Source organism: Enterobacter oligotrophicus, assembly GCF_009176645.1.
GTDB classification, from domain to species: domain Bacteria; phylum Pseudomonadota; class Gammaproteobacteria; order Enterobacterales; family Enterobacteriaceae; genus Enterobacter; species Enterobacter oligotrophicus.
Window position 1 is genome coordinate 1,407,105 of record NZ_AP019007.1, and the last position, 24,011, is coordinate 1,431,115.

23 protein-coding genes are annotated in these 24,011 nt (G+C 55.3%); 12 read left to right on the forward strand and 11 right to left on the reverse strand.

What is annotated here, in order from left to right; genetic code table 11:
• Positions 1-325 precede the first annotated feature (325 nt).
• The 9 genes from csrA to mltB form a co-directional block, all read right to left on the reverse strand.
• A complete protein-coding gene (gene csrA / locus EoCCA6_RS06635) occupies positions 326-511 on the reverse strand; it encodes a carbon storage regulator CsrA (protein ID WP_000906486.1) in 186 nt (61 codons plus the stop codon).
• 241 nt (positions 512-752) lie between these two features.
• Positions 753-3,380, reverse strand: coding sequence for an alanine--tRNA ligase (gene alaS, locus EoCCA6_RS06640; RefSeq protein WP_152081997.1), 2,628 nt, complete (start codon positions 3,378-3,380; stop codon positions 753-755).
• Between the two features lie 131 nt (positions 3,381-3,511).
• Complete coding sequence (gene recX, locus EoCCA6_RS06645) at positions 3,512-4,012, reverse strand: recombination regulator RecX (protein WP_152081998.1); 501 nt, start codon at positions 4,010-4,012, stop codon at positions 3,512-3,514.
• Positions 4,013-4,080: 68 nt separating this feature from the next.
• A complete protein-coding gene (recA, locus tag EoCCA6_RS06650; protein WP_104950255.1) occupies positions 4,081-5,139 on the reverse strand; it encodes a recombinase RecA in 1,059 nt (352 codons plus the stop codon).
• Positions 5,140-5,228: 89 nt separating this feature from the next.
• On the reverse strand, positions 5,229-5,726 hold the full coding sequence (gene pncC, locus EoCCA6_RS06655) for a nicotinamide-nucleotide amidase (RefSeq protein WP_152081999.1): 498 nt from the start codon (positions 5,724-5,726) through the stop codon (positions 5,229-5,231).
• Positions 5,727-5,855: 129 nt separating this feature from the next.
• Positions 5,856-6,734: a metal ABC transporter substrate-binding protein gene (locus tag EoCCA6_RS06660; RefSeq protein ID WP_152082000.1), complete on the reverse strand. Its 879-nt coding sequence runs from the start codon at positions 6,732-6,734 to the stop codon at positions 5,856-5,858.
• Positions 6,735-6,748: 14 nt separating this feature from the next.
• Positions 6,749-7,609: a metal ABC transporter permease gene (locus EoCCA6_RS06665; protein ID WP_152082001.1), complete on the reverse strand. Its 861-nt coding sequence runs from the start codon at positions 7,607-7,609 to the stop codon at positions 6,749-6,751.
• Complete coding sequence (locus EoCCA6_RS06670; protein WP_152082002.1) at positions 7,606-8,259, reverse strand: metal ABC transporter ATP-binding protein; 654 nt, start codon at positions 8,257-8,259, stop codon at positions 7,606-7,608. Before EoCCA6_RS06670 ends, EoCCA6_RS06665 begins: the two co-directional genes overlap by 4 nt.
• 259 nt (positions 8,260-8,518) lie before the next feature.
• Positions 8,519-9,619 carry a lytic murein transglycosylase B gene (mltB, locus tag EoCCA6_RS06675; RefSeq protein WP_168927636.1) on the reverse strand — a complete coding sequence of 367 codons (1,101 nt, stop codon included), beginning with the start codon at positions 9,617-9,619 and terminating at the stop codon, positions 8,519-8,521.
• Between the two features lie 275 nt (positions 9,620-9,894).
• Here mltB and srlA point away from each other — a divergent pair, with 275 nt between their 5' ends.
• The 7 genes from srlA (at position 9,895) to gutQ (ending at position 14,843) form a co-directional block, all read left to right on the forward strand.
• Positions 9,895-10,458: a PTS glucitol/sorbitol transporter subunit IIC gene (gene srlA / locus EoCCA6_RS06680; protein WP_028016816.1), complete on the forward strand. Its 564-nt coding sequence runs from the start codon at positions 9,895-9,897 to the stop codon at positions 10,456-10,458.
• Positions 10,455-11,414: a PTS glucitol/sorbitol transporter subunit IIB gene (srlE, locus tag EoCCA6_RS06685; RefSeq protein WP_152082004.1), complete on the forward strand. Its 960-nt coding sequence runs from the start codon at positions 10,455-10,457 to the stop codon at positions 11,412-11,414. The genes srlA and srlE overlap by 4 nt, the downstream gene beginning before the upstream one ends.
• A gap of 12 nt (positions 11,415-11,426) precedes the next feature.
• Complete coding sequence (gene srlB, locus EoCCA6_RS06690; protein WP_152082005.1) at positions 11,427-11,789, forward strand: PTS glucitol/sorbitol transporter subunit IIA; 363 nt, start codon at positions 11,427-11,429, stop codon at positions 11,787-11,789.
• A 14-nt stretch (positions 11,790-11,803) separates the two neighbouring features.
• Complete coding sequence (srlD, locus tag EoCCA6_RS06695; protein ID WP_152082006.1) at positions 11,804-12,583, forward strand: sorbitol-6-phosphate dehydrogenase; 780 nt, start codon at positions 11,804-11,806, stop codon at positions 12,581-12,583.
• Positions 12,584-12,688: 105 nt separating this feature from the next.
• Positions 12,689-13,048: a transcriptional regulator GutM gene (gene gutM, locus EoCCA6_RS06700; RefSeq protein WP_152082007.1), complete on the forward strand. Its 360-nt coding sequence runs from the start codon at positions 12,689-12,691 to the stop codon at positions 13,046-13,048.
• Positions 13,049-13,111: 63 nt separating this feature from the next.
• Positions 13,112-13,885 carry a glucitol operon DNA-binding transcriptional repressor SrlR gene (gene srlR / locus EoCCA6_RS06705; protein ID WP_152082008.1) on the forward strand — a complete coding sequence of 258 codons (774 nt, stop codon included), beginning with the start codon at positions 13,112-13,114 and terminating at the stop codon, positions 13,883-13,885.
• Positions 13,878-14,843, forward strand: coding sequence for an arabinose-5-phosphate isomerase GutQ (gutQ, locus tag EoCCA6_RS06710; protein WP_152082009.1), 966 nt, complete (start codon positions 13,878-13,880; stop codon positions 14,841-14,843). The genes srlR and gutQ overlap by 8 nt, the downstream gene beginning before the upstream one ends.
• On the opposite strand, the gene norR is transcribed toward gutQ, so the two are convergent.
• Positions 14,840-16,354: a nitric oxide reductase transcriptional regulator NorR gene (norR, locus tag EoCCA6_RS06715; RefSeq protein WP_152082010.1), complete on the reverse strand. Its 1,515-nt coding sequence runs from the start codon at positions 16,352-16,354 to the stop codon at positions 14,840-14,842. The two genes, gutQ and norR, sit on opposite strands and share 4 nt — an antisense overlap.
• 187 nt (positions 16,355-16,541) lie before the next feature.
• Here norR and norV point away from each other — a divergent pair, with 187 nt between their 5' ends.
• The 5 genes from norV (at position 16,542) to EoCCA6_RS06735 (ending at position 23,016) form a co-directional block, all read left to right on the forward strand.
• Positions 16,542-17,984: an anaerobic nitric oxide reductase flavorubredoxin gene (gene norV, locus EoCCA6_RS06720; protein WP_152082011.1), complete on the forward strand. Its 1,443-nt coding sequence runs from the start codon at positions 16,542-16,544 to the stop codon at positions 17,982-17,984.
• A complete protein-coding gene (norW, locus tag EoCCA6_RS06725) occupies positions 17,981-19,114 on the forward strand; it encodes an NADH:flavorubredoxin reductase NorW (protein WP_152082012.1) in 1,134 nt (377 codons plus the stop codon). The genes norV and norW overlap by 4 nt, the downstream gene beginning before the upstream one ends.
• 244 nt (positions 19,115-19,358) lie before the next feature.
• Complete coding sequence (locus EoCCA6_RS21530; RefSeq protein WP_167515534.1) at positions 19,359-19,517, forward strand: hypothetical protein; 159 nt, start codon at positions 19,359-19,361, stop codon at positions 19,515-19,517.
• A gap of 213 nt (positions 19,518-19,730) precedes the next feature.
• Complete coding sequence (gene nagE, locus EoCCA6_RS06730; protein WP_152082013.1) at positions 19,731-21,221, forward strand: N-acetylglucosamine-specific PTS transporter subunit IIBC; 1,491 nt, start codon at positions 19,731-19,733, stop codon at positions 21,219-21,221.
• Between the two features lie 127 nt (positions 21,222-21,348).
• The gene (locus EoCCA6_RS06735) at positions 21,349-23,016 is read left to right on the forward strand and encodes an SgrR family transcriptional regulator (RefSeq protein WP_152082014.1); all 1,668 of its coding nucleotides are present in this window, start codon (positions 21,349-21,351) and stop codon (positions 23,014-23,016) included.
• On the opposite strand, the gene EoCCA6_RS06740 is transcribed toward EoCCA6_RS06735, so the two are convergent.
• On the reverse strand, positions 22,989-24,011 hold the full coding sequence (locus EoCCA6_RS06740; RefSeq protein ID WP_152082015.1) for a HoxN/HupN/NixA family nickel/cobalt transporter: 1,023 nt from the start codon (positions 24,009-24,011) through the stop codon (positions 22,989-22,991). The genes EoCCA6_RS06735 and EoCCA6_RS06740 overlap by 28 nt on opposite strands.

The following is a 24,011-nucleotide window of genomic DNA, read 5'->3' on the forward strand; positions in this document are numbered from 1 at the left end:
AGTGCTTCGAGTAACTTGTTGAGAGCTTCTCGTCGCTGCGTGGCGCATATATTACTTTCTGGGACTTATAAGTCAAACAATTTTCCTCACGCTTTTATCGTTTGCACAAATCACAGGCAATTCGCATGTAAAACCCGCAAAGAGAGTGTTTTATAAGCGGATTTTGCAGGCATCTTCACAGAAATCCGGTGAGAGAAGGGTGACGTTTGCGCGCGTAAAGCGTAAGAGAGTGGTTAAAAACAGAGCGTTTGAATCAGAACGGTAACTTTCAGCAGGAAAAATGACAGGAGGGTTGCGTCTCGCCCGACAGCGAGACGCGATAATATCAGTAACTGGACTGCTGGGATTTTTCAGCCTGGATACGCTGGTAGATCTCTTCACGGTGGACAGATACTTCTTTAGGGGCGTTCACACCAATACGAACCTGGTTACCCTTTACCCCTAAAACTGTCACGGTGACCTCATCCCCAATCATGAGGGTCTCACCAACTCGACGAGTCAGAATCAGCATTCTTTGCTCCTTGAAAGATTAAAAGAGTCGGGTCTCTTGTATCCCGGCATTATCCATCATATAACGCCAAAAAGTAAGCGATGACAAACACGTAAAGTGTAAGCAGTCACGGCATCACATTCTGTTAAACGTAAGTTTAGCCGATATACACAAACTCAACCTGACTTTATCGTTGTCGATAGCGCAGTGAACAAGACGCCATAACGTTGCCGCTATGGCGTCTGCTTGTGCTTTGTAGTTATTACAGTTTCGCGCTTACCCAGCTTTCAACACTGGCCAGTGCCGCAGGAAGTGCCGCCGCATCCGTACCACCGGCTTGCGCCATGTCCGGACGACCGCCACCCTTACCGCCCACCTGCTGGGCGACCATACCAATCAGTTCCCCTGCTTTCACGCGGTCGGTCACATCCTTAGAGACGCCCGCAATCAGAGAAACCTTACCTTCTGCCACTGTCGCCAGCACGATGACTGTTGAACCGAGCTGATTCTTCAGATCGTCGACCATAGTGCGAAGCATCTTAGGCTCAACGCCAGCCAGATCGCTGACCAGCAGTTTAACGCCCTTAATATCTACCGCTTTGCTGGAGAGGTTTGCGCTCTCCTGTGCCGCAGCCTGTTCTTTCAGTTGCTGCAGTTCTTTTTCCAGTTGACGAGTACGATCCAGCGCGACACGCACTTTCTCGCCCAGGTTCTGGCTATCGCCTTTCAGCAGTTGCGCGATGTCGTGCAACTGGTCGCTCTGTGCATGCAGGCTGGCAATAGCGCCTTCACCGGTCACCGCTTCAATACGACGAACGCCTGCCGCCGTACCAGACTCGGAAACGATGCGGAACAGACCGATATCACCGGTGCGCGATGCATGAGTACCACCGCACAGTTCGGTAGAGAAGTCGCCCATGCTCAGTACGCGAACGCGGTCGTCATATTTCTCGCCAAACAGCGCCATCGCACCTTTTTTCTTCGCCGCCTCGAGATCCATAATGTGGGTTTCGATTGGCAGGTTACGACGGATCTGCGCGTTTACCAGATCTTCCACCGCGCGGATTTCAGATGGCTTCATCGCTTCAAAATGCGAGAAGTCGAAACGCAGCACTTTGTCATTAACCAGAGAACCTTTCTGCGCAACGTGCGTACCCAACACTTCACGCAAAGCGGCGTGCATCAGGTGCGTTGCAGAGTGGTTCAGGCGAATGCGCGCACGGCGAGCCTCATCAACGTTAGCCTGAACACCCTCGCCCACTTTCAGAGAACCGGAAACCAGTTTGCCCTGGTGACCAATCGCCTGACCGTATTTCTGCGTATCGCTGACGCTGAAGCTAAAGCCGTTACCTTTCAGTTCGCCTTTATCACCCACCTGGCCGCCAGACTCAGCATAGAACGGGGTTTTATCCAGAATCACAACCGCATCCTGACCTGCGCTGATGCTGTCTACGGCTTTACCGTCAACAAACAGGGCGGTCACTTTACCGGTCAGTTCCAGTGCTTCGTAGCCTTTGAATTCAGACGCGCTATCAACGCGGATCATCGCATTGTAGTCGGCACCAAAACCGCTGGACTCACGCGCACGACGGCGCTGCTCTTCCATTGCAGCTTCAAAGCCCGCTTCGTCAACTTTGATGTTGCGCTCGCGGCAAACGTCCGCCGTCAGGTCAACCGGGAAGCCGTAGGTGTCGTACAGACGGAAAGCGGTTTCGCCATCCAGCGTGTCGCCCTTAAGTTTTGCCAGTTCATCGTCCAGCAGCGCCAGACCGCGCTCCAGGGTACGGGCAAACTGTTCTTCTTCGGTTTTCAGAACCTGCTCAACCTGCGCCTGCTGGCGTTTCAGTTCGTCACCGGCAGCACCCATCACGCCAATCAGTGGCCCAACGAGTTTGTAGAAGAAGGTGTCCTTCGCGCCCAGCATGTTGCCATGACGGATCGCACGACGAATGATACGGCGCAGCACGTAGCCACGGTTTTCATTCGACGGGATCACACCGTCAGCAACCAGGAACGCACAGGAACGAATATGGTCTGCGATAACGCGCAGAGATTTATTGTTCAGATCGGTTGCGCCCGTCACGTCTGCAACGGCTTTAATCAGGGTGCTGAACAGGTCAATCTCGTAGTTGGAGTTAACGTGCTGCAGAACCGCCGCGATACGCTCCAGACCCATACCGGTGTCGACAGACGGTTTTGGCAGCGGCTCCATCGTACCGTCAGCCTGACGGTTGAACTGCATGAAAACGATGTTCCAGATCTCAATGTAGCGATCGCCATCTTCTTCCGCGCTTCCCGGAGGGCCGCCCCAGATGTGGTCGCCGTGATCGTAGAAGATCTCGGTACACGGACCGCAAGGACCGGTATCGCCCATCTGCCAGAAGTTGTCAGATGCGTAAGGTGCGCCTTTGTTATCGCCAATGCGAATAATACGTTCGCGCGGGATACCGACCTCTTTTTCCCAGATTTCGTAGGCTTCGTCATCGGTTTCATAGACGGTAACCCACAGACGTTCTTTCGGCAGGTTGAACCAGTTTTCACCGGTCAGCAGTTCCCATGCGTACTGGATTGCATCGTGTTTGAAGTAGTCGCCGAAGCTGAAGTTACCCAGCATTTCGAAGAAAGTGTGGTGGCGCGCGGTGTAACCGACGTTTTCCAGATCGTTGTGTTTACCGCCCGCACGCACGCAACGCTGTGAGGTTGTGGCGCGGGAATAATTACGCTTGTCGAGACCAAGGAAAACATCCTTGAACTGGTTCATCCCGGCGTTGGTAAACAGTAAAGTCGGGTCGTTGTTTGGCACCAGGGAGCTGCTGGCAACAACCTGGTGTCCCTTACTATGGAAAAAATCGAGAAACGCCTGACGGATCTCAGCGGTGCTCTTGCTCATAATTATCCTGAAATCAAGCTAACGAAATGTCGCAGCAAGTCTGTATCTGTAAACAGTTGGACAGACCAGCTACTGGAAAAAGTGGGAATAAGATAAGTTTTCTTTAGTGGGAAGTAAAATCCCGCATGCGTTCAATCGGCAAAATTACGCCAGATATCCTGAATATCTTCCATCAGAAAGCCGCGATAGAGCAAAAAGCGCTGGATTTTGACTTTTTCTGAAAATTCACGCGGCAGCGGTTCGCCGTATTTACGAATAGCCTGCTCTTTTGCCAGCTCGCACCAGTCGATATCGCATTCGCGCATCGCTTTTTCAGTGGATTCACGGGCAACGCCTTTCTGATTTAACTCCTGACGAATGCGCGCAGGACCATAACCTTTACGGCTGCGACTGGCGATAAATCGCGAGGCAAAACGCTCATCATCCAGATAACGGTGTTCATAACACCAGGCAATTACACGGTCGTAATCTTCCGCCGTGGCATCAATGGCTTCCGGCCCGTTTTTACTCATTACCGGCGCTGCAAGTTTCCGCCGCAGCTCCTGCTCGCTGTGATCACGCACGGCAAGAATACGCACCGCACGATCCAGTAAGCGAGCAAAGGCGGGTCGACGTGATGTAGGTTCACTCATAAAAAACCTGCTGGTTCAGAAATGCAAAAAGGGCCGCATCAGCAGCCCTTCATTTTTACGCGCAAGAATTAAAAGTCTTCGTTGGTCTCTTCCGCATCCGCGGCATCCACCACGAAATCAGGTTTAGAGTCCTGGTTGTTCAGCAGCAGCTCACGCACTTTCTTCTCAATCTCTTTCGCTGCAGCCGGGTTCTCTTTCAGCCAGGAGATCGCATTCGCTTTACCCTGACCAATTTTATCGCCGTTGTAGCTGTACCATGCGCCCGCTTTTTCAATCAGCTTCTCTTTCACGCCCAGGTCAACCAGTTCGCCAAAGAAGTTGATACCTTCACCGTAAAGGATCTGGAATTCAGCCTGTTTGAACGGTGCTGCGATTTTGTTCTTCACCACCTTCACGCGGGTTTCGCTACCGACCACGTTCTCACCCTCTTTCACCGCACCGATACGGCGGATATCCAGACGGACAGAGGCATAGAATTTCAGTGCGTTACCACCGGTGGTGGTTTCCGGGTTACCGAACATCACACCAATTTTCATACGGATCTGGTTGATAAAGATCAGCAGCGTATTGGACTGCTTGAGGTTACCGGCCAGCTTACGCATCGCCTGACTCATCATACGTGCCGCGAGGCCCATGTGTGAGTCACCGATTTCGCCTTCGATTTCGGCTTTTGGCGTCAGAGCGGCAACGGAGTCGACCACGATAACGTCAACGGCACCGGAACGTGCCAGCGCGTCACAAATTTCCAGCGCCTGCTCACCGGTGTCCGGCTGGGAGCACAGCAGGTTGTCGATATCGACACCCAGCTTACGGGCATAGACAGGGTCAAGCGCGTGCTCGGCATCGATGAACGCACAGGTTTTACCTTCGCGCTGTGCCGCTGCAATAACCTGCAGCGTCAGGGTCGTTTTACCCGAGGATTCCGGTCCGTAGATTTCTACGATACGGCCCATCGGCAGACCGCCCGCACCCAGCGCGATATCGAGAGAAAGCGAGCCGGTGGAGATCGTTTCTACATCCATGGTGCGGTCTTCACCCAGGCGCATGATGGAGCCTTTACCGAATTGCTTTTCGATCTGGCCCAGTGCTGCCGCCAACGCTTTCTGTTTGTTTTCGTCGATAGCCATTATTACTCCTGTCATACCGGGAGAAGCAACTGCGCTTCACCGTGGATTTCTGTTCTGTTGGTGCAATTATACTGTATAGTCATACAGTATCAAGTGTTTTGTAGAAATTGTTGCCAGAGCGTATTTAACGCATATTCCGTTGCCTGACGGCGCACGCTTTCACGATCGCCACTAAAGCACTCCCGGCGGGTGATCCCCTCACCTTTCGATGTCGCAAAGCCAAACCAGACGGTGCCGACGGGCTTTACATCGCTGCCGCCATCCGGCCCTGCGATGCCGCTGATCGAAATCGCATAATCCGCACGTGCTTCTTTCAGCGCGCCAATCGCCATTTCGATAACCACCGGTTCACTGACCGCACCATGCTGTTCAAGCGTGGATTCACGTACACCGATCATCTGCGCTTTTGCTTCGTTACTGTAGGTCACAAAGCCGCGTTCAAACCAGGCGGAACTGCCGGCAATATCGGTAATTACTTTTGCAACCCAGCCGCCAGTGCAGGACTCCGCAGTGGTGATGGTCGCGCCACGCTGCTTTAACGCCAGCCCTACCACTTCGCTCAGCTGCATCAATTCATGGTCAGTCATTATCGCTCCAGGCTTCGGAAAAACGTGCTGCACAAGATAGCACTTTCTCGTCAGATATGGGGATGAGCTTCTGGATTTACGAGGGGGCTTCAGAAAAAAGCCGATGCGGGCGCACCGGCTATGGGGGTGTTAGTTCATGCTGTTCGCAATCGTATCGACATTATGACGGAACGCCTTCACGTAGGTGTCAGCCACGCCGCCTTTTGCCGACAGCGCTTCAGGGTAAAGTTCACCGCCCGGCTGTGCGCCAGTCGCGGTGGCAATCTGTTTAACCAGACGCGGGTCAAGCTGGTTTTCCATAAACCAGGTTTTTACGCCATCGGCTTTGATCTGGTTGATGAGCGAAGCCACCTGCGCTGCGCTGGCTTCGCTCTCAGATGACAATCCTTGTGGTGCCATGAATGTCACGCCATAAGCACGGCTGAAATAGCCAAAAGCGTCATGGCTGGTCAACACCTTACGTTTCTCCTGCGGGATCTGGCTGAAGCGCGTTTTGGCCCAGCTATCCAGTTGAGTCAGCTGTGCGATGTAAGGTTTGCCTGACGCCTCCAGTGCAGCTTTATCTTCAGGATCGGCGTTTACCAGGCCATTAAGGATATTTTGCGCATACAGCGCACCATTCGCCGCGCTGTTCCATGCATGCGGATCGGTAACGGTTTTGCCATCTTCTTCCAGGGCGTGCGTTTTTACGCCAGTCGACGCCACCACAAGCTGGCCTTTAAACCCGGAGGCTTTCACCAGACGGTCGAGCCAGCCCTCCAGCCCCAGGCCATTCACTACCACCACATCCGCTTTGCTCAGCGCCGCGCTGTCTTTCGGTGACGGTTCGAAGGTATGCGGATCGCCGTCCGGCCCCACCAGCGTCGTCACTTTCACATGATCGCCGCCCACCTCCTGAGTGATGTCACCCAGAATGGAAAAGCTGGTAACCACATTAAGCGTTTTCGCCATCACACCGTGTGACATCATCCCCAGCGCAAGCGCCACTATTAACCCTGTACGTTTCATCGTTTCCCCTTGCGTTAAAAAAGCGCACGCAGGCTGCCAGCCAGCCTGCTGCGCGTGCCAAATAAAATGGAAATAAAGAACAGCGCGCTGGCGGTCAGCACGATGGACGGCCCGGCAGGCAGACTCACTGCCCAGGAGAGGCTGAGCCCCAGCCACGCACAGAAAATGCCGCTAATGCCAGCCATCAATAACAAACCGGGCAAGGTACGAACCCAGCAGCGCGCCGCGACCGCCGGGAGCATCATCAGCCCGACGGCCATCAGCGTACCGAGCACCTGAAAGCCAGCCACCAGGTTAAGCACCAGCAGCGCCAGAAACAGACCATGCAATAAACCGGGTAGCCAGCGGGCGTTTACCTGCAACCACGCGGTATCAAAAGCCTCGCTCACCAGGCCGCGGTAGAAAATCGCTAGCGTGACCAGAGTGAACATGCAAACGCCCGTGACAAACAGCGCAGCATCGTTATCCACCGCGAGAATGGAGCCAAACAGCAGGTGCAGCAGATCAACATTCGAGCCACGCAACGACACCAGCGTAACGCCCAGCGCCAGCGAGCCGAGATAAAACCCGGCAAAACTGGCATCCTCTTTTAGCGGTGTGCGGCGGCTGACCAGCCCGGCCACCAATGCCACAGCGATCCCGGCGATAAAGCCCCCGAGACTCATCGCCAGTAACGACATGCCGCTGAGCAGATACCCCACGGCAACACCTGGTAAAATGGCGTGCGAGAGGGCATCGCCCATCAGGCTCATCCGGCGCAGCAGAAGAAACACACCCAGTGCGGTAGTGCTTACGGAGAGCGCGAGGCAGACCACCAGCGCACGGCGCATAAAGCCGTATTCAATGAACGGCTGAAAGAAAATGTGCCAGATCATGCCACCCTCACCCGTTCGGTTTTCCATTGCGGGATGTCAGCATCCAGCCGTAACGTCTGCGGAAAGTGACGCGACACGCGCTCGCTGTCATGCAGTACCGCCAGCAGAGTCTGCCCCTGCATATACATTTCCAGCATCAGATCCATCAGTACGTTGCAGGTCGCTTCATCAACACCGGTAAAGGGTTCATCGAGCATCACCAGCGGAGCCTGCTGCACTAACACGCGGGCAAACAGCATGCGCTGAAACTGACCGCCAGAGAGCTCATCGATGGTCGACAGCGCCATCGATTCCAGCCCCACACGCTCAAGCGCCCCAGCGATGCGCAGCCGTGTTTCACGACGAAATCCGGCAAAAAGGGAAATACCGGGCCAGCAGCCCATGCTCACCACGTCCTGCACGGTCAGTGGAAATTGCGCCTCCAGTTCGTTTCGCTGCGCCAGCCATCCCGTCACCGGGCGTTTACCCTGCCAGCGGAAACTGCCGCTCACCGGCGGAATAAACCCGGCGAGCGTTTTCAACAACGTGGATTTGCCGCATCCGTTGGCCCCGACAATCGCCGTCATGCTTCCGCGTTCAATCACGCCGGACAGCGGGCGCGTGACAGGCTGGCGGTCATATCCCGTCACCAGTTGTTTCATCACGATCATGGCAGCACCACCGCCCAGCGCACGGCCAGCCCGATAAAGACAATAATCACCAGTGCCAGCAGCAGCCGAACCGGCGCAGAGAGAGAAAAAAGGGAAGTAGACATCTCAGCACCACAATAAATGTTATAACATAACAATAATAAAAGGCGGCGTTAATGTAAATGGCGAGGGTTAAAAGGGAGTGTGGCGAAATGTTTCTGCGGAAAAGTAAGGTGCGCGCGGGAGCCCTCTCCCACAGGGAGAGGGGGATATAAGGCGATTACTGACTAAACGGTGATGCTGCAGGGACGCGCGCCTGCGACACCGCCAGACCAAGCTGCCACACCGCCATCGCATAGTGCGTGCTGTGGTTATAGCGGGTGATGGTGTAGAAATTCGGCAGGCCGTACCAGTATTGATAACCTGTCCCCACGTCCAGACGCAGCAGGCTCACCTGATCAACATTGCCCAGCGGCTGGGTCGGCGTTAAGCCTGCCGCCGTCAGCTGTGCAACGCTGTATTTGGTCTTAAAGCCGTTTTCCAGCCCAAACGCCTGGCCGTTCGCCTGCACCGCTACCTGGCCGCCCGGCGTCCAGCCGTGCGCTTTGAAGTAGTTCGCTACGCTGCCGATGGCATCTACCGGGTCCCACAGGTTGATATGCCCATCACCATTAAAATCAACGGCATATTGCTTGTAGGACGATGGCATAAACTGGCCGTAGCCCATCGCACCGGCAAACGAGCCTTTCAGATCGAGCGGATCGTCCTGTTCGTTACGCGCCATCAGCAGGAAGGTTTCCAGTTCCGAAGAGAAATATTCCGCGCGACGTGGATAGTTGAAGGAGAGCGTTGCCAGCGCATCGAGGATACGGGTTTTACCCATTATGCGGCCCCAGCGGGTCTCCACGCCGATAATCCCGACGATGATTTCCGGCGGCACGCCGTAGACCTGCCACGCGCGGTTAAGCGCGTCTTCGTACTGATTCCAGAACACCACGCCGTTTTGCACGTTGTCCGGGGTAATAAACTGTTTGCGGTAGCGCAGCCACGCACCGTTTGGCCCGGTCGGCACCTGGGCCGTCGGTGCCTGCCTGTCCATCAGACGCAGCACGTAGTCCAGGCGTTTCGCCTGAGACAAAATTTCGTGCAGTTGCTGACGGTCAAAACCGTGTTTGCTCACCATTTTATCGATGAACTGCTCGGCAGCCGGGTTGTTCGCGAAGTCGCCGCCCATCTGCATCATATTGTGCTGCGGCTCCAGCAGGAATCCTCCGGACGGTGCGCCAGCCGTTTGCTGAACAGCTTCAGTCTTTGGTTTGCTACTACAGGCGGACAGCAGAATAAGCGCAGGCAACAGCGCTGCATAACGACGCTTGAACATGGGACATCCATTTAACGAGTTCGATAAGAACCCAGTATGGTAAAGCATCCCCGACTCCTCAAGGAAGCGGTACTCACTTCCCCTACGCAATCTTTACGCACCTCTAACGTCAGGCTGGGCTTTTTCTCTTCAAAAAACATTCACACCATCAATTAACTTTCAAAATAATACATTTTTCTTTCATTGTGAGATCTAACTAACACTTTAAAACCTTTCAAAGTGATTATTATTAGCCGCAGTTATACAAAAACAAAAAAGTCCTACAGGAGAGAAGAATGATAGAAACCATCACCCACGGAGCCGAATGGTTCATCGGGCTGTTTCAGAAAGGCGGAGAAGTGTTCACCGGCATGGTGACCGGCATACTTCCCCTGCTGATCAGCCTGCTCGTTATCATGAACGCGCTGATTAACTTTATCGGCCAGCAGCGCATCGAACGCTTCGCCCAACGCTGCGCCGGAAACCCGCTGTCCCGTTATCTGGTCCTGCCCTGCATCGGTACGTTTGTTTTCTGTAACCCGATGACCCTGAGCCTCGGCCGCTTTATGCCGGAAAAGTACAAGCCGAGCTATTACGCCGCCGCGTCCTATAGCTGCCACTCGATGAATGGCCTCTTCCCGCACATCAACCCTGGTGAGCTGTTTGTCTACCTCGGGATTGCCAGCGGTCTTACCACGCTTGGTCTGCCGCTTGGCCCGCTGGCGGTGAGCTATCTGCTGGTCGGCCTGGTGACCAACTTCTTCCGCGGCTGGGTGACGGACCTCACCACCGCCATTTTCGAGAAAAAAATGGGCATCCAGCTTGAACAGAAAGTCCATCTTTCAGGAGCCACAGCATGAGCCATATTCGTATTGAAAAAGGAACGGGCGGCTGGGGCGGCCCGCTGGAACTCGACGCCACAGAGGGTAAAAAGATTGTCTACATTACCGCAGGCACACGCCCCGCGATTGTCGACAAACTGCGCGAACTGACCGGCTGGGAAGCGGTCGACGGCTTCAAGGAGGGTGAACCGCCCGAAACAGAAATCGGCGTCGCGGTGATCGACTGCGGCGGCACGTTGCGCTGCGGCATTTATCCGAAGCGTCGCATTCCTACCATCAACATTCACTCGACCGGGAAGTCCGGCCCGCTGGCGCAGTACATCGTTGAAGACATCTATGTGTCGGGTGTGAAAGAAGAAAACATTAGCCTGGTGAATGGTTCTCCAGCCCCTCAAAAAGCGGCCCCGCGTGATTATGACACCAGCAAAAAAATCACCGAGCAGAGCGACGGTCTGCTGGCGAAGGTTGGGATGGGCATGGGCTCCGCCGTGGCGGTACTGTTCCAGTCCGGGCGCGACACCATCGACACGGTGCTGAAAACCATTCTGCCGTTTATGGCGTTCGTCTCGGCGCTGATCGGCATCATCATGGCGTCCGGCCTGGGGGACTGGATTGCCCACGGTCTCGCCCCGCTCGCCAGCCATCCGCTCGGGCTGGTGACGCTGGCGCTGATCTGCTCCTTCCCGCTGCTGTCGCCCTTCCTCGGCCCCGGCGCGGTGATTGCGCAAGTCATTGGCGTGTTGATTGGCGTGCAAATCGGTCTGGGCAATATTCCCCCGCATCTGGCCCTGCCCGCGCTGTTTGCCATTAACGCTCAGGCGGCGTGTGACTTCATCCCCGTTGGGCTGTCACTCGCCGAAGCGCGTCAGGACACCGTGCGCGTGGGTGTGCCATCGGTGCTGGTCAGCCGTTTCCTGACAGGCGCGCCGACGGTGCTGATTGCCTGGTTTGTCTCTGGATTTATTTACCAATAAGAGGTTCCTGCGATGACCGTGATTTACCAAACCACCATTACCCGCATCGGCCAGAGCGCAGCCGATGCGCTCAGCGACCAGATGCTGATTACCTTCCGTGAAGGCGCACCGGCAGACATCGAAGAATTTTGCTTTATCCACTGCCACGGCGAGATGAACGGTGAGCTGAAGGCCGGTAGCCAGCTGGAGCTGGGTGACACGCGTTATGCCGTCACCGCCGTTGGCGACGTCGCCGGGCAAAACCTGCGCGAGCTGGGCCACATTACCCTGCGTTTTGATGGTCAACCGCAGGCGGAATATCCCGGCACGGTTCACGTGGCGGGTCCGGTTCCGCAGGCTGTCACCCCAGGCTGCACATTAAAATTTGTTGCGTAATTAAGGAGAGCGTTATGAGTCAGGTTGCCGTTGTCATTGGTGGGGGACAAACCTTAGGAGAGTTCCTCTGCCGTGGGCTTGCCGCAGAAGGCTACCGCGTAGCGGTTGTCGATATTCAGAGTGAAAAAGCCGCCCGCGTGGCGGACACCATTAATACCGAATTTGGTGAAGGCATGGCTTACGGGTTCGGGGCCGACGCCACCAGCGAGCAGAGCGTGATGGCGCTTGCCCGCGGTGTGGACGAGATTTTTGGCCGTACCGACCTGCTGGTTTACAGCGCGGGCATTGCAAAAGCGGCGTTTATCAGCGACTTCGCACTGGGGGATTTCGACCGCTCACTGCAGGTGAACCTGGTGGGCTATTTCCTCTGCGCCCGCGAGTTTTCCCGTCTGATGATCCGCGACGGCATTCAGGGACGCATCATTCAGATCAACTCGAAATCGGGGAAAGTGGGCAGCAAGCACAACTCCGGCTACAGCGCGGCGAAGTTTGGCGGCGTGGGGCTGACACAATCTCTGGCGCTGGATCTGGCCGAATACGGTATCACCGTACACGCGCTGATGCTCGGCAACCTGCTGAAATCGCCTATGTTCCAGTCCCTGCTGCCACAGTATGCCACCAAGCTCGGCATCAAAGCCGAAGAAGTGGAGCAGTATTACATCGACAAAGTGCCGCTGAAGCGCGGCTGTGACTATCAGGACGTGCTAAATATGCTGCTGTTTTACGCCAGCCCGAAAGCGTCGTATTGCACCGGGCAGTCAATTAACGTGACCGGTGGGCAGGTGATGTTCTGATCGAGCGGTATTGCCCGGTGGCGCTACCGCTTACCGGGCCTACAAAAACCTTCAAACCGTAGGCCGGGTAAGGCGCAGCCGCCACCCGGCAAGTAAGGAGCCAATATGGTCACAGCACTCATCACCGTCTCTGCCATCGCCTGGATCTGCCAGCTGGCGTTCGGCGGCTGGCAAATTCGCCAGTTCAACCGGGCGTTCGATGCACTCTGTCAGAAAGGGCGCGTGGGCGTCGGACGTTCCGGCGGGCGCTTCAAGCCACGCGTGGTGGTTGCGATTGCGCTGGATGAACATAACAACGTTTGCGATTCGCTCATCATGCGCGGGATGACGGTATTTGCCCGACCGGCTAAAATCCAGGCAATCAACGGCATATCGCTGGAGGAATTGCGGCCCGATGTGATCTTTCCCCATGATTCACTCTGTCAGAATGCACTATCATTAGCGCTTAATCTGAAACATGGATAATTTCGTTGTGAACGCTATAAACTTGCGAAATTATCATTTCGCAACGTAAGGAACGAAGCGCCTATGAAACCACGTCAGCGGCAGGCGGCCATACTGGAACATCTGCAAAAGCAGGGAAAATGCTCGGTAGAAGAGCTGGCCCACTACTTTGACACCACCGGCACGACAATACGCAAAGACCTGGTATTGCTCGAAAACGCTGGCGCAGTCATTCGAACCTACGGCGGAGTGGTGCTCAACAAAGATGAAGCCGACCCGCCTATCGATCACAAAACGCTGATTAATACGCACCAGAAAGCGCTGATTGCCGAAGCCGCCGTGAAGTTTATCCACGACGGTGACTCTATCATCCTTGATGCGGGCAGCACGGTTCTGCAAATGATCCCAATGCTCAGCCGCTTTAACAACATCACGGTGATGACCAACAGCCTGCATATCGTCAACGCCCTGTCGGAGAACGACTGCGAGCAAACCATTCTGATGCCCGGCGGCACCTTCCGTAAAAAATCGGCGTCGTTTCACGGCCAACTGGCGGAGAACGCCTTCGACCACTTCAGCTTTGATAAACTCTTTATGGGTACCGATGGCATCGATCTGAACGCAGGCGTGACCACCTTCAATGAAGTGTTCAGCGTCAGCAAAGCGATGTGTAACGCCGCACGTGAAGTGATTTTGATGGCAGATTCATCGAAGTTTGGCCGTAAAAGCCCTAATATTGTCTGCAGCCTTGAAAGCGTCGATAAGTTGATTACCGACGCAGGTATCGATCCGGCGTTCAAAAAAGCGCTGGAAGAGAAAGGAATCGACGTTATCGTAACCGGAGAGAAAGATGAGTGATTTTCTGTTAAACGCAGGCCGTCAAACGCTGATGCTGGAACTGCAGGAAGCCAGCCGCCTGCCGGATCGTCTGGGTGAGGATTTTGTGCGGGCCGCGAACACCATTATCCAGTGTGAAGGGAAAGTGATCGTGGCAGGTATTGGTAAGTCTGGCCATATCGGCAAAAAAATTGCAGCGACGCTTGCCAGCACCGGCACCCCGGCATTCTTCGTTCATCCCGCTGAAGCGCTGCACGGCGATCTGGGGATGATCGAAAGCCGCGACGTGATGCTGTTTATCTCCTACTCCGGTTCGGCCAAAGAGCTGGACCTGATCATTCCACGCCTGCAGGAAAAATCCGTTGCCCTGCTGGCGATGACCGGTAAATCCCGTTCACCGCTGGCGCTGGCGGCCAAAGCGACGCTTGATATCTCCGTTGAGCGCGAAGCCTGCCCGATGCACCTCGCCCCGACCTCCAGCACCGTCAACACCCTGATGATGGGCGACGCGCTGGCGATGGCAGTGATGCAGGCACGCGGCTTCAATGAAGAAGATTTCGCCCGTTCACATCCTGCAGGGGCACTAGGCGCGCGCCTGCTCAATAAAGTCCACCATCTGATGCGTACCGACGATGCCATTCCACAGGTCACACTCGACACCAGCGTGATGGACGCCATGCTGGAGCTGAGCCGTACCGGGCTGGGGCTGGTGGCCGTTTGCGATAATGAACGCTATGTCAAAGGCGTATTTACCGACGGCGACCTGCGCCGCTGGCTGGTGGGCGGCGGCAAGCTGGAATCACGAGTCTCAGACACGATGACCAAAGGCGGGCTGACGCTGAACGCCGACAGCCGTGCTATTGAAGCCAAAGAGGTGCTGATGAAGCGCAAAATCACTGCCGCTCCGGTGGTGGATGAGAACGGCAAACTGTGCGGCGCCATCAACCTGCAGGACTTCTACCAGGCCGGGATCATTTAACCCTTCAGCCCCAGACGCTTCGCCAGCCGGTGCAGGTTGGCGACGTCCGTTTCCAGCGCCCGCGCGCACGCTGCCCAACTGCGGTTATTCTGCTCCAGCGCGCGGGTGATCATCTGACGCTGAAATGTCTCTGTCGCCTCGCGCAGGTTCACGTTCGCCATTTCCGGCGCTTCCTGAGCCACCACCTGCGCCGTTTCATCATGCAATGCGAAATGCCGCGCGTGGATCACCACTTCATCCCCTGAACGCGTTGCCCGTGCCAGCACTACCGCACGGTGAATCGCATGTTCCAGCTCGCGCACGTTGCCCGGCCAGCCGTAATTCAGCAGATGGCTGCGCGCCCCTGTGCTCAGCACCACGCGGGAAAGCCCCATTTTGAGCCGACACTGCTCGCAGAAAAAGCCCGCCAGCAGCACCACATCTTCCCCGCGTTCGCGCAGTGGCGGTACGGAGAGCGGAAAGACGCTCAGGCGATGGAACAGATCGGCACGGAAATTCCCGGCCAGCACCTCTTCGCGCAGGTCACGGTTAGTGGCCGCCAGCACGCGCACATCCACCCTTAAGCTGCGGTCATCACCCACGCGCTGAATATCGCCGTACTGCAATACGCGCAGCAGCTTAGCCTGTAGCGACAGCGACAGTTCACCAATCTCATCCAGGAACAGCGTGCCGTTATCGGCCATTTCAAACTTACCGCTGCGGTTGCTGATCGCCCCGGTAAAGGCCCCTTTGACGTGACCAAACAGTTCACTTTCCGCCACGCTTTCCGGCAGGGCCGCGCAGTTGAGATACACCAGCGGATTCACCGCGCGCGGCGAGGCTTCATGAATTGACTTCGCCACCAGCTCTTTACCGGTGCCGGTTTCACCAAAGATCAGCACGTTCAAATCGGAGGCCGCGACAATATCGATCTCTTTTTTCAACTGCATCATGCCCGGTGAAAGCCCAATCATCTCGGTGTGCGTCACCTGCTCAAACGCCGCCGGACTGCCGGGAAGAATGTTCTGGCTCTCCAGTTGCTCAATCAACAGCGCATTGTTCAACGCGCCAGCGGCCAGCGCCGCAATCAGGCGCAGCTCTTCGTCGCTGAAGGTGTCGAACTGGTCCGGTGACATACCGTCGAGGGTCAGCGCGCCAATCAGGTTTTGCCCGGCAAACAGCGGCAGGCCGATGCAGGCGTGGACTTTAAGGCTCTCCTGTCCGGGGATCAGGCCATCATACGGATCGGGCAGATCGCTGTCCGCCGGGAAGCGCACCACATCACCTGCCCTCGCAATCGTTTCCAGACGCGGGTGCCCTTCCAGAGTAAAACGCCGTCCCAGCACGTCCTGCGCCAGCCCGTCAATCGCCAGCGGAATGAACTGTCGCCCTTCGTAGCGCAGCAGCGCCGAGGCATCACACGCCAGCACGTGGCGCAGGGTGGAGATCAGCCGCTGAAAGCGATCCTGGTGGCCAATACCGGTTTGCAGTTCAATGGCGATCTTCGCCAGTACATCTACGGAAAAGCTCATGTATGCCTCGCTGTCATTTTGACAATGCATATTGTCATATTGACTCTTTTTAAGATAGTCATAATGACTACCCATTCCGGGCTATAAAATAATAAAACGATAAAAATCAATTAAATAAAAAACTGGCACGCATCTTGATATAGCTAAACCAACTTATTTGAAAACGCCGTATTACACTGAGGTTGCTATGTCTATTCTGGTAAAAAATAACATTCATTGGGTTGGTCAACGTGACTGGGAAGTACGTGATTTTCACGGCACGGAATATAAAACGCTGCGCGGCAGCAGCTACAACAGCTATCTCATTCGTGAAGGTAAAAACGTGCTGATCGATACCGTCGATCACAAATTCAGCCGCGAGTTCGTGCAAAACCTGCGCAGCGAAATCGACCTGAACGACATCGACTACATCATCATCAACCACGCGGAAGAAGACCACGCCGGAGCATTGACCGAGCTGATGTCTTACATTCCTGACACGCCAATTTACTGCACCACAAACGCCATCGACTCTATCAACGGTCACCATCACCATCCGGAGTGGAATTTCCACACCGTGAAAACCGGTGATTCGCTGGACATCGGTAACGGCAAACAGCTTATTTTCGTTGAAACGCCAATGCTGCACTGGCCGGACAGCATGATGACCTACATGACCGGCGACGCGGTGCTGTTCAGTAACGACGCCTTCGGCCAGCACTACTGCGACGAACGTCTGTTCAATGACGAAGTGGATCAGACTGAGCTGTTCGAGCAGTGCCAGCGCTACTACGCCAACATCCTGACGCCGTTCAGCCGTCTGGTGACACCTAAAATCACCGAAATCCTCGGCTTTAACCTGCCGGTGGATATGATTGCGACCTCTCACGGCGTGGTATGGCGTGAAAACCCAACCCAGATTGTCGAGCTGTACCTGAAATGGGCAGCGGATTATCAGGAAGATCGCATCACAATTTTCTACGACACTATGTCCAACAACACCCGCATGATGGCGGATGCCATTGCCCAGGGCATTAACGAAGTTGATCCGAACGTAGCGGTGAAAATCTTCAACGTGGCGCGCAGCGATAAAAACGAAATTCTAACCAACGTCTTCCGCTCCAAAGGCGTGCTGGTGGGCACCTCTACCATGAATAACGTGATGATGCCAAAAATTGCTGGCCTGGTAGAAGAGATGACCGGCCTGCGCTTTCGCAACAAGCGTGCCAGCGCCTTTGGCTCTCACGGCTGGAGCGGCGGCGCGGTAGATCGTCTGTCTACCCGACTGCAGGACGCCGGTTTTGAGATGTCCATGAGCCTGAAAGCCAAATGGCGTCCGGACATCGACGCGCTGGAAATCTGCCGTCAGCACGGCCGTGACATCGCTCGTCAGTGGGCGCTCGCACCGCTGCCTGAAGCTGTAGCAAAACCAGCCGAACAGCCGCAGACCTGTGCCGCGACAGCCAGTACAGATCTCGGCCCACGCATGCAGTGCAGCGTCTGCCAGTGGATCTACGACCCGGAACTGGGCGAGCCGCTGCAGGATGTTGCCCCTGGCACTCCGTGGAGCGATGTACCGGACAACTTCCTCTGCCCGGAATGTTCCCTCGGTAAAGACGTCTTTGACGAACTGGGTACGGAGGCAAAATGAACAACGGTATCGTCATTATCGGCTCGGGCTTTGCCGCCCGTCAGCTGGTGAAAAACATCCGCAAGCAGGATGCTAACGTGCCGTTGACGGTGATTGCCGCCGACAGCATGGACGAGTACAACAAGCCTGATTTAAGCCATGTCATTAGCCAGAATCAGCGTGCTGAAGAGCTCACCCGCCAGACGGCGGGGGAGTTCGCAGAACAGTTTAACCTGCGCCTGTTCCCGTACACGTGGGTAAGCGATATCGACGCCAGCGCGCATGTGGTGAAAGCAAAAGATAAAACCTGGCAGTACGACAAGCTGGTACTGGCGACAGGTGCCTCCGCTTTCGTTCCACCGGTTGAAGGCCGTGAGCTGATGATCACCCTGAACAGCCAGCAGGAGTATCAGGCCAGTGAAACGCTGTTACGTGACGCACAGAAAGTGATGATTGTCGGCGGCGGCCTGATTGGCACCGAGCTGGCGATGGATTTCTGCCGTGCGGGAAAATCCGTCACCCTGGTTGACCACGCAGCCAGCATTCTGTCGGCGCTGATGCCAGCAGAAGTAAGCAGTCGCTTACAGCATCGTCTGACCGATATGGGCGTGCATCTGCTGCTGAAATCTCAGCTGCAATCTTTGACTCAAACCGGGAGTGGCATCCGCGCCACGCTCGACCACAACCGCAGCGTTGAGGTGGATGTGGTTGTCGCGGCCACCGGCCTTCGCCCGGAAACCGCGCTGGCACATCGTGCCGGAGCAGAGACAAACCGTGGCGTGAAGGTGGATAGCTACCTGCAAACCACGCAACCGGATATTTATGCTCTGGGTGACTGCGCCGAAATCAATGGTCAGGTTCTGCCCTTCCTGCAACCGATTCAGTTAAGCGCCATGTATCTGGCAAAAAACCTGCTCGGCGCTAACGCTCCGCTGAAATTGCCTGCCATGCTGGTGAAGGTAAAAACACCGGAGTTGCCGCTGCATCTCGCAGGTGAAACGCAGCGACAGGATCTAAGCTGGCAGATAGCCATTGAACCACAGGGGATGGTGGCTCGCGGTGCTGACAACGACGGGCAGTTACGCGCCTTCGTGGTCAGTGAAGATCGGATGAAGGAGGCTTTTGCTCTGCTGAAATCGTTGCCTGCATAACCCTCCGTCTCTTACCACGCTTACTTAACCTTCGGATTTTATTATCCACAGCCCCGATGTCCTGGGGCTTTTTTTTGCGTATTTTATTCAACATATAAATACAAAGCAGATAAATCATCGCTATCATTCCTTTTATTATTTCTTCCATCAATATATAAATGCGGAACACCTGAAAAACATTAACCTGTTTTATTCCCTGATTCCGGCTTACGCTGAAAAGGTATTCCTCAGCCGGAGATATCCCATGGCCACCTTTACCAAAGAACTTAACTATCTTTCCAGCTATTTTAAACAGGCAAAGAAAGTGGAACCTGTTTTATTTCGCTGGTTTTACCTGAGCCCGGAAGCGCGTATAGAGCGCCTGCGCGAACTGATGATGCCGGTGAGCCGCGTTAAACGGTAACCGTAACAAAAAACGGCTCTGGTGCCGTTTTTTGTTACGCTAAAAGCGGAACTCTTTATTAATTGCTTCATTGTTTATCTGAAGAATGATTTGCTTAACAAATATAACTTAAATTTATTTATTCGGTGTCACATTTTTATTCAAGCCTCTTTCATCTCAAAATAAAAGCTGTTATTTTTCGACGTGAATTAAGTCCTTTTGGAATCCTATCTCATGAACGCATTCAGTTATCTGCAACGTCTGGGTAAAGCCCTGATGCTGCCTATCGCAACCTTACCGGTTGCAGCCATATTATTACGCCTCGGCCAGCCTGACGTTTTTAATATTCCCTTTATCGCCAGTGCGGGTGGCGGGATCTTCGACAGTCTACCGCTGTTATTTGCGTTGGGTATTGCCATTGGTCTGGCGAAAGACAATGCAGGCGCAGCGGCACTCGCCGGTGCTGTCGGCTTCCTGGTGCTCACCAAAGCCACGGCGGTAATTAACGCATCAATTAACATGTCCTTCTTCGCCGGGATCATTGCGGGCGTGGTGGCAGGCCACTGCTACAACCGCTTCTCAAACACTAAGCTGCCAGATTTCCTCGCATTCTTCGCCGGTAAACGCCTGGTGCCGATCATGACCGGGTTAATCTGTCTGTTTATCGCCTGGATCTGTGGCTACGTATGGCCTTCCGTACAACACGGGATTGATACCTTCAGCCTGCTGGTGTCACGCAGCGGCGAGCCAGGCTGGTTTATCTATGGCGTACTTAACCGTGCGTTGATTCCATTTGGTCTGCACTACATCCTGCACTCTGTCTTCTGGTTCAGCCTGGGTGATTGCCTGAAAGTCACCTACGATGCGGCAAGTGCAGTACACAACATCTGCCTTGCGCCGGATGTGGTGAAAGGCCTTGTCGTGGGCGGTGCGGTGCCGGGTATCGACGGCTCCAGCATTACCCAGATTGCCACCGATCTGACCCGTGGCGATCTCAACCGCTTCTTCGCGGGCGATCCGCATGCCGGTGTTTACATGGCGTGGGCGTACCCCATCTTTATGGGTGGTCTGCCAGGTGCTGCGCTGGCAATGTACTTTGCTGCGCCAAAAGCACGCCGTTCTGCGGTAGGCGGGATGCTGCTCTCCGTTGCGCTGACGGCCTTCCTGACCGGTATCACCGAGCCAATCGAGTTCTCCTTCCTGTTCCTCGCCCCTGCCCTGTATGCGCTACATGCAGTGCTGGCTGGCGTGAGCATGGTGATCGCCAACAGCCTCGGCGTGCTGCATGGCTTTGGTTTCTCGGCAGGGCTTATCGATTTTGTCCTGAACTGGGGACTCGCCACAAAACCGTGGATACTGATCCCGCTGATCGCCCTGTTCTTTGTGATTTACTTTGTGGTGTTCAGCTTCGCTATTCGCTTCTTCAAACTGAAAACGCCGGGCCGCGAAGATGATGACACCGTAACAGGCGATTCTGACGATCAGAGCGAAGCCATCGCACACTATATTGCTGCGCTCGGCGGCAAACAGAACCTGAAAATTGTCGATGCCTGCATTACGCGTCTGCGTTTAACGCTTGTGGACAACAGCGTGCTGGACGAACCCGCGCTGAAAGCGCTGGGTGCCAAAGGCATTCTGAAGATGGGTTCCCAGAATGCGCAGGTCATTCTGGGACCACAGGCGGAAAGTATAGCGCTAAAGATACGCGCGCAAATCGATAGCTAACGCAGTTCCTTATTCCCTCTCCCGCAGGAGAGGGAATAAAACCGGAACACTTTACACATCCAAACCTTATTTATTCCGCAAAAAAACCTACACTCTCACCATCCCTCTCTTATTACCGGTACGCCGCATGCGACAGCTTCAAAAAATCCGTCAGTATCAACGGCTTTATCAGCACTACGGTGCAGAGCCAAAGCCCACGACCATTGCCGAAGTTGCCGAGGTGGCGCTGTGCAGTGAACGCCATGCCCGCACGCTGCTGCGCCAGCTTGCACACAGTGGATGGCTAAGCTGGAATGCACAACCGGGGCGCGGGCACCGCGCCCTATTGCATTGCCTGGCGACCACCAGCGAACTCAGCGCGCCGTTAATGCATGCCTGCCTTGAGAAAGGGGATTATCAGAGCGCCCTGCAACTGGCCGATGGCGATCCGGCGAGCCTCCACCACATTATTACGCCGTTTCTTGGTGGCAAATGGCTCAAGCACCAGCCGACATTACGCATTCCGTGGTATCGCCCGTTGACCTCACTTCACCCGGCGTTGCAGCGGCGTCGCGCTGAGCAACATATCATCTGTGCGGTTCACGCAGGTCTGACACGCTATGCTCCCGGTCAGCCACAACCGCTCCCCGATTTAGCTCACCACTGGGATGCCAGCGATGACAAACGCTGCTGGCATTTTTATCTGCGTAGCGGCGCTCACTGGCATAACGGACAGCCCATCAGTGATGGCGATATTCTGTTTGCGCTGCAACAGATGCTCACGGACCCGGCTCGTAACGCAGGGCTAAAACATGTCCAGAGCGTGTCGCTGGTTGCCCCCTGGTATCTGGAGATCACGCTGGACACGCCTGACGCGATGCTGGCACACCGCCTCGCCCATCACGTTTGCCGTCTGCCGCATCCGCAGCAGCCGGATATCGGTGCCGGGCCTTTTGCTATCGCCCATCACCATTCGCATTATCTGCGCCTTGAGCGGCAGCCCTGGTACTTTGCTGCCCATCCACTCCTGCACGCGATTGAATTCTGGCGAACCCGTACTGAGGCGCAAAAACCCGCGTGGATAACCGTCGGAAAAGGACAGAACGCGCAGGAGGCTGCGACTTCCACCAGCGGTGGATTCGCCTGGTTGATGATGAATGCAAATCTTCCCCAGCCGCAGGCAATCTGGCTGCGCCAGGCGATCCAGACGATTAATCAGCAAAAATTTTCCCATCGGAACGATCTGGAAACCCGCACGGAAATTCTTCCTGGCCTTAACACGCCTCGTTCTCCGGCCATACCTGACGTGCCACTTCCCAAAACGCTCACGCTGGTCTGCTACCACACACCGGAACTGCGTGAACTGAGCGACACATTACGCACGCATCTCAAAAAACAGGGCTGTGAGCTGATCATCGCCTGGAAGGATCGTGACGAATGGCATGCCCCCGAAGCCCTGGAAAAAGCCGATCTCCTGCTTGGCGACTATCTGGCGGGCGAGCTACCCGGTTTTGCTCTGGCAGAGTGGTTTACCGACGAACCGGCGTGGGCCACGGCACTGGGGGGAAAAGTGTGGGATGAAGAGAAGCAGAAACTGATGGCATACTGCGAGAGCGAGGAGAGTCTGGATCGCAATCTGGCCCCCTTCTTCCGGCATTTACTGGAAAGCGGCGCATGTACGCCGCTGTTTCACTATCGCTACCGCATCAATACCATGGAAAATGTGCAGGATATTGTGCTCACTGCCGGTGGCTGGCTTGATTTCACGCGCGCCTGGCTACCTTCTGGTCAGGAACGCACTACCAGTGCATCGTAGCCGCGCCAGCGGTAGTTGACCATAGAGATCAGCCAGCAGGCGACAAACAGCCCGACCACCACGAATCCGGCGTTGCCCAGGTTATCATTAACCGCACCAATGAAATCCCAGACGCCGCCGCTGAGGGAGAATTTATCCATCAGCAAACCCAGCGCTTCCAGCCCGCCGATAAACAGCGCCACCACTACCGATGTGCCGGTGATGGTCATGTTGTAGTAGAGCTTGCGCTGCGGTTTGTTAAACGCCCAGCCATAAGCGCCCACCATCAATAAGTTATCCAGGGTATCCACCAGCGCCATTCCGCTGGCAAAAAGTGCCGGGAAGATCATAATCGACCACACCGACATGCCACTGGAGGCGCTGGCGGCGGAGATCCCCAGCACACCAATTTCTGTGGCGGTATCAAAACCCAGCCCAAACAGGAAGCCAACCAGGTACATCTGCCAGCTCTTGTTCACCAGGCGAAAGGTCGCACCAAACAGCCAGTTCATCACCCCACCCTGAACCGGAAGCGTCGTATCACTGCTGACCGCGCGTCCTTTTTTCAGCGCCTGAAAACTGTGCCAGACGCCACGCAAAATCACCATATTGACCAGCGCCATCGCCAGCAGGAAAGTGGCTGAAACGGCGGTGCCAATCAGGCTGCCGGTTTCGTGGAACCAGGCCATGTTTTTCTGAAACGCCGTGGCGGTAGCGGCAATAGCAATGGAGGCCAGCACTACGATGGTGGAATGTCCGAGGGAAAACCACGCACCCACGCCGGATGGACGCTTGCCCTGCTGCATCATCTTACGAGTGACGGTATCAATCGCCGCAATATGGTCCGCATCAACCGCATGACGCAGGCCATAGCACCAGGCCAGCAGGCTTGCCGCCATCAGCGCCGTGCTGCCGCTGAAGGTTTTCCACGCCCATCCCCAGGCCAGCAGGTTGGCCATTATCAGAGCCAGCAGCAGGAACGCTGCGCGAGGTTCATTGCGTAAGAGTCGTAACAT